This is a genomic window from Streptomyces sp. A012304, from assembly GCF_026008495.1.
In the GTDB taxonomy this organism is placed as follows: domain Bacteria; phylum Actinomycetota; class Actinomycetes; order Streptomycetales; family Streptomycetaceae; genus Streptomyces.
Genome location: NZ_BQUN01000074.1, coordinates 39,169 through 52,667 on the forward strand (window position 1 = coordinate 39,169; position 13,499 = coordinate 52,667).

Below are 13,499 nucleotides of genomic sequence, written 5' to 3' on the forward strand. Positions count from 1 at the left end.
GCCTCGTCCGGACCCTCAACCGGAGAAGCCGACGTGCGCCAGCCGCAACGGGCCGCGCAGTCTCAACCGCAGATCACCCACGCCCTCCGCGGTGAACGGGGCGTCGAGGGTGATGTAGTCGTACGGCCCCGCCGTGGGCGTGGGGACCGTCAGCTCCGCGAGGACCGGGCCGCCGGCCAGCGACACCTCCACCGTGCCCTCACCCGCCACGGTGACCCGCACCCCGCCGACCCCGGTCCCGAAGTCGCAGGCCCGGTAGAGCAGCTCGCCCGAGCCGCCCGCCGCCGGCGTCACCGCGTCGCCCGACACCTTCGTCCGGTCGACGATCTCCGTGCCGCTCTGCTCGTCGAAGTCGACCGCGTCCACCCCCCGCCCGCGCACCGCGCGCGGCGCGGCCGGCTCGCCGTCCAGCGTCACCGCCGTCCGCAGCCGGACGTCCTCGCTGGAGGCGCCGACCAGCAGGTCGTACGGCCCCGGCTCGCGGCGCCAGGCGCCCCGGGCCACGTCCCAGAACGCGAACGCGGACAGCGGCACCTCGAAGGACAGCTCCGTCCTCGCGCCGGGGGCGAGCGTGACGCGGTGGTGGGCCAGCAGCTCACGGCGCGGACGGGTGACCGACGGCTCGACCGCGCGCGTGTAGAGCTGCGCGACCTCGTCGGCGGTCACGTCCCCGGTGTTGGTGACCGTGAAGGAGACCCGCACCCGGTCGTCCCCGACGCGCACCGCCAGATCGGCGTACGCGAACGACGCGTACGACAGGCCGTGCCCGAACGGGAACAGCGGGGTGCCCTCGAAGTACAGATACGTCTGACGGGCGCCGATCACGTCGTAGTCCAACAGGTCCGGCAGATCGGCGTCGTCGGCGTACCAGGTCTGCGGCAGCCGGCCCGCCGGGGAGACGTCACCGGCCAGGACACGGGCCAGGGCGGTGCCCGCGGCCTGCCCGCCGTGCGCGGTCCACAGCGCCGCCGCCAGCCGGCCCGGCTCGAACGCGTACGGGTACGCCGACACCAGCACCAGCACCGTCCGCGGGTTCGCGGCGCGGGCCGCGGCGAGCAGCCGCTCCTGGTGCTCCGGCAGCCGCAGCGTCGTACGGTCCTCGGTCTCCCGGCCGTTGATGTGCGGGTCGTTGCCCGCCACCACCACGACCACGTCCGCCTCGGCCGCGACGCGGGTCACCGCGTCCTCGCCGCGCTCCACGACGACGACCTCGAAGACCTCGGGATCCTCCTCGGCAACCTTCACGCCGTCGGCGGCGACGCAGACGTGGTGCCCCGTTCCCATGTGCTTCAGGAGGTGACCGTTCTCATGGGCCTCGAGACGGAACGTCTCCTGGACCACCCAGCCGCCCGGCTGGTCCGCGGAGGCGCGCAGGAAGCCGTCCTCGGCGACCGAGAGATAGCGGCCGTCCGGAGCGCGCAGCGTCCAGACGCCCTCGCCCCATTCGACCAGCGCGAGTTCGGTGCCGGCCGCGTCGGCGGTCAGCGGCGGGAGGTCGGTGCGGCCGGCGAGGAGCGCCGGGTCCAGCGCGCCCTCGGCGCCGCGCACCTGGTCGGTGGCCTCCGGGGCCGGCGGCACCTTCAGGAACGTACCCGCGGCGGTCTTCAGCAGGACCCGGTCCACGCCCTCCGCGAACAGCACCCGCTCCGCGCCGAACCGCTCGTACAGGCCCTCCAGAGGGGTGGAGCGGTGGATCAGCGTGCCGCTGTACCAGTCGAGCTTGCACTCGTCGGCGAGCAGACCGACCACCGCGATCCGGGTGTCGGCGGCCAGCGGCAGCACCCCGTCGTTGCGCAGCAGGACGACCGCCTGCTCGGCGGCCTCCCGGGCGAGGTCGCGGTGGGCCGGGGTGTCGAACTCGCCGGTGCCCGCGTGCGGGTCGTAGTGCGGGTCGAACTCGCCGAGGCGGAAGCGCACCGACAGCTGGCGGCGGACCGCCGTGTCGAGGTCGGCCTCGGTCAGCAGGCCCCGCTCCAACGCCCCCCGGACGCGCGCGGTGATCTTCGAGCCGTCCGTGCCGTGGTCGGTGAAGCTGTCCACGCCGGCCACCAGCGCGGCAGCCGTCGCCTCCTCATGGGTGTCGAAGTAGTGCTCGGAGTCGACCAGGTTGGACGGCGCGCCCGCGTCCGAGCAGACCAGCAGGTCCTCCTCGGTCCAGCCGCGCAGGTGCTCGCGCAGATAGGGGGAGACATGGTTGGGGCGGCCGTTGACCAGGTTGTACGCCGGCATCACCCCGGCCACCGCGCCCGCCTCGACCGTCTCGCGGAAGGCGCGCAGATCGTACTCGTGCAGCACGCGCGGGCGCACCGAGGACGAGGTGACGTCACGGCCGGTCTCGTTGTTGTGGGCCAGCCAGTGCTTGAGGACCGGGGCGGTGCGCCAGTACGTCGGATGTTCGCCGCGCAGCCCGTGGGTGTAGGCGGTGGCGATAGCGGAGGTCAGCTTCGGGTCCTCGGAGTAGCCCTCCTCGTTGCGGCCCCACAGGGGGTGGCGCAGCAGGTTGACCGTGGGGGACCACACGTTCAGCCCGACGCGCTCGTCCCGGGCACGCATCGCGCGGACCTCCTTGGACACCGCCTCGCCGACCCGGCGTACCAGCTCCGGGTTCCAGGTCGCGCCCAGCCCCACGGCCTGCGGGAACACCGTCGCCGGGCCCATCCACGCCACGCCGTGCAGCGCCTCCTGGCCGGTGCGGAACGCGGCGACGCCGAGCCGCTCGACGGCCGGGGCGAACTGGTGGAGGAGGGAGATCTTCTCGTCCAGGGTCAGCCGCGACAGCAGATCGTCGATGCGCTTCGCGAACGGCAGGTGCGAATCGCGGAAAGGCGGCGTGGGCGGCGTGGGTGCGGTCACGTGGGTTCCCTTTGCGACGGAGCGAGGAGACTCTTTCGAAGCGCTTCGATGCTCATTCGACGGTGCCGTGGGTGTCAAGAGACCCCACCGCGACAACTCCGACGCACTGGCGTGATTTCAAGTCGTATATGAGCGTGCACAAAACCCGGATACCTCGGAGCAATCTTGGAAGCGACCCTTGTGCACCCCCATGCCTTCACTTAACCTCACAGCAACATCGAAGCGCTTCGACGATCCTTCGACAGTGCGGAGCCGCCGCCGCGAGGTGGGCAGTGCTCCGACGAGCAGGGGCCGGGAACCGCTTCAGCTCAGCCAGTTCCACTCGAGACACCACAGCCGACGGCCACCGCCGGGTGTCCTGGTGCGCCATGAAGGGTTGACGCAATGACGCCGAACGCCGCTTCCCCCTCGTCCGGGCCCACCCGGAGAAGCTTCCTCGCCTCCACGGCGGTCGCCACCGCAGCGGTGGCGGGAGGGATGCCGCTGCTGTCCGCCTGCGGCGGCTCGGACAGCGGCTCGAATGAGGGCACCACCTCGGGCAAGGACGCCGAGAAGATCCTGCCGGCGTACGTCGCCAGCAACGTCGTCACGCCCGACCTGCCCTCCAAGAACGGCTCCGCGCTCGGCTTCACCAGCAAGCTTGACCTCGCCACTCTGAAGACCTCGGTGCCGAAGAAGCTCGGCAAGGGCGGCAAGGTCACGATCATGTCGCCGTTCTGGGGCCCGCCGCCCAAGAGCGACAACGCCTACTACAGGGCGATGAACGACCTGATCGGCGTCGACGTCGCCTGGCAGAACCAGGACGGCAACGCCTACGAGCAGAAGCTCGGCGCGGTCCTCGCCTCCAGCAACGTCCCCGACGTGGTGGTCATCCCCGGCTGGAACATGGGCGGCAAGATACCCAGCGCCATCGCCGGCAAGTTCGCCGATCTCGGGCCGTACCTCTCCGGCGACGCGGTCAAGGAGTTCCCGAACCTCGCGGCGATCCCGACCGACGCCTGGCAGCGGTCCATCTTCAGCGGCCGGCTGCGCGGCCTGCCGATGCCCGCCTCGTACGTCGCGAACATCGTGCCCTTCTACCGCAAGGACATCTTCGACAAGGAGGGCTACGAGGTCCCCCGGTCGGCGGACGAGTTCATGGCGCTGGCCAAGGAGATCACCAACGCCAAGGCCAAGCGGTGGGCCTGCAACGACATGAAGTGGACGGCCTTCAACGTCTTCGGGGTGCTGTCCGGAAGCGAGAAGGCGCTCGGCTGGAACCTGGTCGACGGCAAGCTGATCTACCGCGTGGAGACCGAGGAGTACCTCGAGGCGCTGGAGTGGACCCGCAAGCTCTTCGCCGCCGGGTACGTCCACCCCGACGGCCGGCTCGGCAAGAGCCAGGCCGTCGACCCGAGCACCAAGTTCGCGGCCGGCGAGTTCCTGATCTACAACAACGACATGTCCAGCTGGTGGGGCCAGCAGGCCATCCAGCAGACCCACAACCCCGACTTCCGCATCTGGGGCATGGACATCTTCGGCCACGACGGCGGCGACCCGACGCTCTACGCCACCAACCCGGCCAACATCTTCGCCTTCGTCAGCAAGAAGGCGTCCGAGGCCGTCATCCGTGACGTCCTCGCCGTCGCCAACGTGACCGCCGCCCCGTACGGCACGAAGGAGTACATGCTCACCAACTACGGGGTGGAGGGCACCCACTACACCGTCAAGGACGGCGTGCCCACCAAGACCGACAAGGGCAACCTCGAGGTCGCCAACGCCTACGTCATGGTCGCCAGCCCCGCCGCGACCATCGCCCGCCCCGACTTCCCGGACATCGGCAAGGCCGCGGTCGAGTGGCAGCAGCGGATGGGCGCCTTCACCAAGAAGACCCCGTTCTACGGCATGCAGGTCGCCGAGCCCGCCCGCTACACCAACCTCTCCAACGACTTCGAGCAGCTGGAGGACGACGTCGTCCGCGGCCGCAAGAAGATCAGCGACGTGCAGCAGGCCGTCTCCGACTGGCGCAAGAAGGGCGGCGACCAGCTGCGCGACTGGTACAAGAAGCTGCTCGACGACAACGGCTCGGCCGCGAGCTGACCCGACGCCAGGCAAGGAGAACGGCCGTGTCGAACAGCACGGTGCCTCGCAGCAAGGCCGAGGCCGACGAGAAGAGCAGGACCCCGGTGGCGTCCGGTGACGCCACCGGTCCGAAGAAGAAACGATCCGCGGGGAAGCTGAGTCTGCGGATCAGGTTCAGACGCGACCGCGTCCTGCTCCTGATGACCCTGCCGGCCGTCCTCCTGGTCCTGCTCTTCAACTACGTGCCGATCCTCGGCAACGTCGTCGCCTTCCAGGAGTACGACCCTTACATCAGTGACAACGGCGTCGTCTCCATCCTCAACAGCCCCTGGGTGGGCCTGGAGAACTTCCAGCGGCTGTTCGAGGACTCGGCCTTCTGGGGCGCCGTCCAGAACACGCTCGTACTGTTCTTCCTCCAGCTCGTGCTGTACTTCCCGATCCCCATCCTGCTCGCGCTGCTGATCAACAGCGTGGTCAGGCCCCGGGTGCGGGCGGTGTCGCAGGCGATCCTCTACCTGCCGCACTTCTTCTCGTGGGTGCTGGTCATCGCGGTGTTCCAGCAGTTGTTCGGCGGGGCGGGCATCCTCTCCCAGCTCCTGCGCCGGCACGGCTACGACGGCATCGACATCATGACCGACCCGGACACCTTCGCGTTCCTGATCACCGCGCAGAGCGTGTGGAAGGACGCGGGCTGGGGGATCATCGTCTTCCTCGCCGCGCTGGCCTCGGTCCCTCCGGACCTGTACGAGGCCGCGGCGATGGACGGCGCGAACCGCTGGCGCCGCATGTGGCACGTCACCCTGCCCGCCCTGCGCCCGGTGATCGCCCTGCTGCTGGTGCTGCGCGTCGGTGACGCCCTCACCGTGGGCTTCGAACAGATCCTGCTGCAACGCGACGCGGTGGGGCCCGGGGCGGGGGAGGTCCTCGACACCTTCGTGTGGTGGAACGGCGTCCGCAACCAGGACTTCGGCTACGCGGCCGCCGCCGGACTCATCAAGGGCGTCGTCAGCCTCGGGCTGGTCCTCGTCGCGAACAAGGTGGCCCATCTCATGGGCGAGCAGGGGGTGTACAAGAAGTGACCGCCGTCATCGACAAGCCCGCGCGCAAGCCCGGACGCTGGGCCGCCCCGCCCCGGCCGGTGTGGGAGGAGCCGCCCAGCAGGGCCGGCCTCGCCGGCAAGGGCCTGGCCCTCTCCCTGGCCTGCCTCGCGATCCTCTTCCCCCTGTGGATCGTCGTCGTCACCAGCCTGTCCACCCGCAAGACCATCGACGAGGCGGGCGGGCTGGTGATGATCCCCAAGGACATCACCTTCATCGCCTACCAGGAGCTGCTGAGCGGCGGACAGGTCACCCGGGCGGCCGTCATCAGCGTGCTGATCACCCTCGTCGGCACCCTGTTCTCCATGACGGTGTCCGTGCTGTGCGCCTACGGGCTCTCCCGCACCGGCTCGCTCGGCCACCGCTGGCTGCTGATGACCCTGCTGGCGACGATGTTCTTCAGCGCCGGTCTGATCCCGACGTACCTGCTGGTGCAGTCGCTGGGGCTGACCGACACCTACCTGGCGCTGATCCTGCCGAGCGCGATCAGCGTCTTCAACATCCTGGTGCTGCGGGGCTTCTTCATGGGGATCTCGCCGGAACTGATCGACAGCGCGCGGATCGACGGCGCGGGCGACGTCCGGATCCTCTGGCAGATCGTCATGCCGCTCTCCCGCGCGGTCATCGCGGTGATCACGCTGTTCTACGCGGTCGGGTACTGGAGCGCGTGGTTCAACGCCTCGCTGTACCTCAACGACCAGGACATGATGCCGCTGCAGAACGTCATGATCCAGCTCGTCCAGAAGCAGGAGGCCCCGGTGGGACTGGGGCAGGCCATCAGGACCGGCGAACTGTCCGGGCTGGCCGTGCAGATGGCGGTCATGGTGATGGCGTTGCTGCCGGTCGCGGTGTTGTCGCCGTTCGTCCAGAAGCACTTCAAGAAGGGAATGCTGACGGGCGCGGTGAAGGGCTGACGCCCACCGCGGAGGTGCCGGGCGTCGTCCGGCCGCCGCGGGCCGTCCCTCGCCGATCCGGCGGTTCCCCGCGCCGCCGGGCACGTCCGCCGCCGCCCGCCGCCCGGCGGAGCCGTCTCCACGGGCAGGCACCCAGCAAGAGCAGGCTCACCCAACCGACTCCCTGCGAGGTACCCCATGTTCACCCGCCGCACCGTCCTCGCCGGCACGGCAGCCGCAGCCGCCCTGACCACCCTCCCGGCCCTCCCCGCCCTCCAGACGGCCCGGGCCGCCGGCCGGGCGGCGGCCGCCGCCCCCGTCGCCTACCGCTGGCGCAACGCCGTGATCGGCGGCACCGGCTTCATCTCCGGCGTCCTCTTCCACCCGGCCGTACGCGGCCTCGCCTACGCCCGTACCGACATCGGCGGCGCCTACCGCTGGGACGACCGAGCCGCCCGCTGGACCCCCCTCACCGACCACCTCGGCTGGGACGACTGGAACCTCCTCGGCGTCGAGGCGATGGCCGTCGACCCGGCGCACCCCGACCGCCTCTACCTGGCCCTGGGCACCTACACCCAGTCCTGGGCCGGCAACGGCGCGGTGCTGCGCTCCGAGGACCGCGGCAACACCTGGACCCGCACCGACCTCACCGTCAAGCTCGGCGCCAACGAGGACGGCCGGGGCGCGGGCGAGCGTCTCCTCGTCGACCCGCGCGACAGCGACACCCTCTGGCTGGGCACCCGGCACGACGGACTGCTGAAGTCCACCGACCGGGGCGCCACCTGGGCGGCCGTCGGCGCCTTCCCGCCCGCTCCCAGCGCCACCGGCCAGGGCGTCACCCTCCTGGTCGCCGCCGGCCGCACCGTCTACGTCGGCTGGGGCGACGCCGACGGCACCACCGCGAACCTCTTCCGCACGGCCGACGGCTCCACCTGGCAGCAGGTCCCCGGACAGCCCGCCGGAACCGCCGCGAAGGTCCCGATCCGCGCCGCGTACGACAAGCACACCCGCGAGCTGTACGTGACGTACGCCAACGCGCCCGGCCCCAACGGCCAGTCCGACGGCAGCGTCCACAAGCTGGCCACCACCACCTGCAAGTGGACCGAGGTCACCCCGGCGAAGCCGGGCGGGACCACCGGCGACGGCTCCACCGACAGCTTCGGGTACGGCGGCGTCGCCGTCGACGCCTGCCGCCCCGGCACCGTCGTCGTCTCCACCAACAACCGCTGGGCCGCGGTCGACACCCTGTACCGCACCACCGACGGCGGCCGGACCTGGACCTCCCTGAAGGACACCGCCGTCCTCGACGTCTCCGAGACGCCCTACCTCAAGTGGGGGGAGGCGAAGCCCAAGTTCGGCTGGTGGATCCAGGCCCTCGCCGTCGACCCGTACGACTCCCGCAACGTCGTCTACGGCACCGGCGCCACCCTCTACGGCACCCGGGACCTGAGGAACTGGGCGCCGCGGATCCGCGGCCTGGAGGAGACGGCCGTCCGTCACCTGATCTCGCCGCCGGTCGGAAAGGCCCACCTGATCAGCGCCAACGGGGACATCGGCGTGATGTACCACGAGTCGCTCACCGCGTCCCCGTCGCGCGGCATGGCCGCCAACCCCGTGTTCGGGACGGCCACCGGGCTCGCGCAGGCCGCGGCCAGGCCGGCGTACGTGGTACGCACCGGCTGGGGCGACCACGGCAACGGCGCCTACTCGAACGACGGCGGGCGGACCTGGGCGCCCTTCGCGGCCCAGCCCGCCCTCGGCAAGGACGCGCCGGGGCCGATCGCCGTCAACGCCGACGGCGGCGTGCTGCTGTGGGTCTTCGTGCACTGGGACGGCACCAAGTACCCGGCCCACCGCTCCGCCGACAACGGCGCCACCTGGTCCGAGGTGCCCTCCTTCCCCAAGGGCGCCACGCCGGTCGCCGACCCGGCCGACCCGACGCGCTTCTACGCCTACGACACCGACACCGGAACCCTGTTCGCCAGCACCGACAGCGGCCGCACCTTCACCGCCCGGGCCACCGGGCTGCCCTCCGGCGACAGCCAGTTCGAGCTGGTCGCGGCTCCGGGACGCTCCGGCGACCTGTGGCTGTCGGTCAAGTGGAACGGGCTGTACCGCTCCACCGACGGCGGCGTGAGCTTCACCAAGGTCGACAGCTGCTCGGCGGCGTACACGCTCGGCTTCGGCAAGGCCGCCGAAGGCGCCGACTACCCCGCCCTCTACCTGGTCGGCGCGACGGAGACGATCACCGCCGTGCACCGCTCCGACGACGGCGCGAAGAGCTGGGTGCGGATCAACGACGACGCCCACCAGTGGGGCTGGACGGGCGAGACCATCGCCGGCGACCCGCGCGTGTACGGCCGGGTCTACCTCGGCACCAACGGGCGCGGCATCCAGTACGGGGACCCCGTCTGATGCGCGACCGGCCGACCCTGCGCGCCGCCACCCGCGGCCGTGTCCTCTTCGGCGGCGACTACAACCCCGAGCAGTGGCCCGAGGAGACCTGGCACGACGACGTCCGCCTCATGAAGGACGCCGGCGTCAACTCCGTCACCCTCGGCGTCTTCTCCTGGTCGATGCTCGAACCCGAGCCGGGGGAGCGGAACTTCGGCTGGCTGGACCGGCTCATGGACCTGATGCACACGAACGGCGTCGGCGTCGTCCTGGCCACCCCCACCTCCGCGCCCCCGCCCTGGCTGGGCCGGCTGCACCCGGACACCCTGCCCCGCGACGAGAACGGGAACGTCGAGTGGTGGGGCGGCCGCCAGCACTTCTCCCACTCCAGCGCCACCTACCGCCGCTACGCCGCCGCCATCACCGAGGACCTGGCCGCCCGCTACGCGGGCCACCCCGCCCTCACGATGTGGCACATCAACAACGAGTACTGCACCGTCGACCACGGCGACGAGGCCGCCGCCGCCTTCCGCCGCTGGCTGCGCGCGAAGTACGGCACCCTCGACGCCCTCAACGAGGCCTGGGGCACCGCCTTCTGGAGCCAGGGCTACGACAGCTGGGACGGCATCCTGCCCGCCCGCCGCCCCCACTACCTGCGCAACCCCACCCAGCTGCTGGACTTCCGGCGCTTCACCTCCGACATGCTCCTGGAGTGCTACACCGCCGAACGCGACATCGTCACCCGGCACACCCCGCACATTCCGGTCACCACCAACTTCATGCCGCTGTTCTTCGGGCAGGACGCCTGGCGCTGGGCCGAGGAGGAGGACGTCGTCTCCGTCGACCTCTACCCCGACCCGCGCGACCCGCTCGGCCCCCAGCACGGCGCGCTGATCCAGGACCTCACCCGCTCCCAGGCCCGCGGCCCCTGGATGCTCATGGAACAGGCGGCCGGACCGGTCAACTGGCGCGGAGTGAACCACCCCAAACCACGCGGACTCAACCGCCTGTGGTCCCTCCAGGCCGTCGCGCGCGGCGCGGACGCCGTCTGCTACTTCCAGTGGCGCCAGTCCCGCCAGGGCGCGGAGAAGTTCCACTCCGGGATGGTCAGCCACGCGGGGGAGGAGGGCCGCACCTTCCAGGAGGTCAAGCAGCTCGGCGCGGATCTCGCCGCGATCTCCCCGAAGGTGGCGGACCGCCGGGTCACCGCCGACATCGCGATCCTGCACGACTGGCACGCCTGGTGGGCGGGATCCCAGGACGGCCGCCCCTCCACCCACGTCGACCACGCGGCCGTGCTGCACGCCTGGCACCGCGCCCTGTGGGAGGCCCACCTCCCCACCGACTTCGCCCACCCCGAACACGACCTGACCGCCTACCGCCTGGTCGTCGTCCCGCAGCTCTACCTCCTCACGGACACGGCGATAGACCGCCTCCGCGCCTACGTCGACGGCGGCGGCACCCTCGTCAGCGGCTTCCTGACCGGCGTCGCCGACGAGCACGACCGGGTCCGCGCCGGCGGCATGGACGCCCGGCTGCGAGAGCTGTTCGGCATCCGCGTCCTGCACGAGTGGTGGCCGCTGGAGCCGGGGGAGAGCGTCGACTGCGACGGCTTCCGCGGCACCCTGTGGTCGGAGGAGATCGAACCCGACCGGGAAACCGTCACCGAGACGATCCCGTACCGGGGCGGCGAGCTCGACGGACTGCCCGCCGTCCTGCGCCGGGGCCGCGCCTGGTACGTCTCCACCCTCCCCGAACCGGACGCCCTGCGCGCCCTGCTCACCCGTGTCGCCGCCGAGGCCGGCGCCCGGCCCGTGCTCGACGGACTGCCGGCCCGGGTGGAGGCCGTGCGCCGCGGTGACCTGCTGTTCCTGCTGAACCACAGCCGGGAACCGGTCACCGTCGACGTCCCCGGCACCCACCGCGACCTGCTCACCGGCGCGACGGTCACGGACACCGTCGCCCTCGGCCGCTACGGAGCGGCGGTGCTGGAGCCATGACGACCGGACCCGTCCACGGAACCTGGGAGCCGCACCCCGCCGTCCGCTGGGAGGACGGCTTCCTCAGCGGCAACGGCCACCACGGCGCCCTCGTCTTCGGAGACCCGGACGACGACCGGGTCGTCGTCACGCACCACACCCTGGTCCGCCCGAACGGCGGCCGGCACACCCGGCCCCCCGAGCTGGCCGCCGAACTCCCCGACCTCCAGGACCGGCTCCTCGCCGGAGACCTCACGGCCGCCGAGGGCTTCACCGACGGCCGCCCCCTGCAGTGGGTGCGGCCCTTCCACCCCGCCTTCCAGGTACGACTGCGCCGGCCCGCCGGGCCCGGCTCCCGCTACCGCCGCCAGGTCGACTTCGCCACCGGCGAGACCACCGCCACCTGCGGCCACTGGACCAGCCGGGTCTTCGTCTCCCGCGCCGACGACGTGATCGTCCAGCACGTCACCGCCCGCGGCCTCACCCTCGCCGTCGCACTCGACCACCGCCTCCCCGGCGCCCCCGCCGGCCTCGGCGTCGGCCACGGCACCCTGCTCACCCCGGAGGGCGCCGCCCTCACCCTGCGCGCCCGCTACCCCGACAGCGACCGCGCCTACACCGGCGTCACCGTCGTCGCGGTCACCGGCGGCCGGGTCTCCCTCGCCGCACCCGGCGTCCGCGTCGAGGGAGCCGACTCCGTCCTGCTCCTGACCCGCGTGCGACGGCACACCGGTGAACTCGACGCCACCGAGGAGACCCGCACCCTGCGCGCCCTCCTCGCGGACCGGTCGTACGACGACCTCCTCGCCCGGCACACCCCCCTGCACCGCACCGCCTACGAACGCGTCACCCTGGACCTCGCCGCGCCGGCGGACGAACGCGCGCTGCCCGGCTCCGAGCTGCTCAAGCGCCCCCGCGGCGCCGCCCTCCTGGAACGGCTCTTCGCGGCCGGCCGCTACCACCTGCTCAGCGCCAGCGGCCTCTTCCCGCCCCGGCTCACCGGCCTGTGGACGGGCGACTGGGACACCGCCTGGGCCGAGGCGTTCACCAACGACGCCAACCTCAACCTCCAGACCGCGTCCGCGGCGGCCGCCGCCCTGCCCGAAGCGACCTCGGCCCTCAGCGCCCTGATTCAGCGTCAGCTACCGGACTGGCGGGAGAACGCCCGCGCCGTCTTCGGCGCCCGGGGCGTGGTCGCGCCCGCCCACACCGACGGCGAGTCGGGGCTGACGTACCACTTCAGCCGCGAATACCCCCTCCACCTGTGGACCGCCGGCGCCGACTGGCTGCTCAAGCCGCTCGTCGACCACGACGACACCCGCGGCGCACGCGACCCGCGCACCGCCGCCGTCCTCGCCGAAGTGGCCCGGTTCTACGAGGACTTCCTCACCCGCACCGACGCCGACGGGCAGCTCGTCGTCGTCCCCTCCTACTCGCCGGAGAACCGGCCCGCGGGCGCGAGCTGGGGCGCGATCAACGCGGCCATGGACCTCTCGGCGGCCCGGCACGCGCTGCTCACCGCCGCCGACTACCACCCGGGGACGGAGCACGCCGACCGCTGGCGCGCCCTCGCCGACCGTCTCCCGCCGCACCGGGTCAACGCCGACGGCGCCCTCGCCGAATGGGCCTGGCCCGGCCTCGACGACACCTACGACCACCGCCACCTCAGCCACCTCTACGCCGTCTGGCCCCTCGACGAGATCAACCCCTACGACACCCCCCGCCTGGCGGCGGCCGCCCACCGCGCCCTGGAACTGCGCGGCGCCGAGAACGACTCCGCGCACGGCCACCTCCACCACGCGCTGATCGCCGCCCGCCTGCGCGACGGACACCGGGTCGACCGGGCCCTCGCCCAGGTCCTGGAGGGCGACTTCTTCCACACCTCGCTGATGAGCGCCCACTACCCCCACCGCGACGTCTACAACGCCGACGCCGCGCACACCCTGCCCGCCGTGCTCATCGAGATGCTCGTCCAGTCGACCCCCGACCGGCTGGTCCTGCTGCCCGCGCTGCCGCCCGCGTTCCCGGCGGGCGAACTGCGGGGCGTGCGCACCCGGTTCGGCGCCGGCCTGGACCTCACCTGGGGCCCCGACGGTGCCCGCGCCGTCCTGAAGCCGCACCGCACCCGCACCGTCGAACTCCGGACTTCCTCCGGCGCACAGCCGCTCCACCTCGTCGCCGGAGAAGACCACGTCCTCACCCTGGGGACGTGGTAACTCCCC

7 protein-coding genes are annotated in these 13,499 nt (G+C 72.0%); 6 read left to right on the plus strand and 1 reads right to left on the minus strand.

All coding sequences use genetic code 11. The features are described 5' to 3' along the window. Positions 1–15: 15 nt before the first annotated feature. Positions 16–2,853: a glycoside hydrolase family 3 C-terminal domain-containing protein gene (locus tag ALMP_RS17125; RefSeq protein ID WP_264928875.1), complete on the minus strand. Its 2,838-nt coding sequence runs from the start codon at positions 2,851–2,853 to the stop codon at positions 16–18. A gap of 384 nt (positions 2,854–3,237) precedes the next feature. On the opposite strand from ALMP_RS17125, the gene ALMP_RS17130 reads away from it, so the two are divergent. The 6 genes from ALMP_RS17130 to ALMP_RS17155 all read left to right on the plus strand — a co-directional run bounded on the left by ALMP_RS17130 (position 3,238) and on the right by ALMP_RS17155 (position 13,493). After that, positions 3,238–4,932 (plus strand): extracellular solute-binding protein, encoded by a 1,695-nt coding sequence (locus tag ALMP_RS17130; protein WP_264928877.1) that lies wholly within the window; start codon positions 3,238–3,240, stop codon positions 4,930–4,932. Between the two features lie 26 nt (positions 4,933–4,958). Further along, a complete protein-coding gene (locus ALMP_RS17135; RefSeq protein ID WP_264928878.1) occupies positions 4,959–5,993 on the plus strand; it encodes a sugar ABC transporter permease in 1,035 nt (344 codons plus the stop codon). Beyond that, positions 5,990–6,925: a carbohydrate ABC transporter permease gene (locus tag ALMP_RS17140; RefSeq protein ID WP_264928879.1), complete on the plus strand. Its 936-nt coding sequence runs from the start codon at positions 5,990–5,992 to the stop codon at positions 6,923–6,925. Before ALMP_RS17135 ends, ALMP_RS17140 begins: the two co-directional genes overlap by 4 nt. Before the next feature lie 177 nt (positions 6,926–7,102). Continuing rightward, the gene (locus tag ALMP_RS17145) at positions 7,103–9,319 is read left to right on the plus strand and encodes an exo-alpha-sialidase (protein ID WP_264928880.1); all 2,217 of its coding nucleotides are present in this window, start codon (positions 7,103–7,105) and stop codon (positions 9,317–9,319) included. Then, the gene (locus ALMP_RS17150) at positions 9,319–11,298 is read left to right on the plus strand and encodes a beta-galactosidase (protein ID WP_264928882.1); all 1,980 of its coding nucleotides are present in this window, start codon (positions 9,319–9,321) and stop codon (positions 11,296–11,298) included. Before ALMP_RS17145 ends, ALMP_RS17150 begins: the two co-directional genes overlap by 1 nt. Then, positions 11,295–13,493, plus strand: coding sequence for a glycoside hydrolase family 95 protein (locus tag ALMP_RS17155; protein WP_264928884.1), 2,199 nt, complete (start codon positions 11,295–11,297; stop codon positions 13,491–13,493). The genes ALMP_RS17150 and ALMP_RS17155 overlap by 4 nt, the downstream gene beginning before the upstream one ends. Positions 13,494–13,499: the final 6 nt, after the last annotated feature.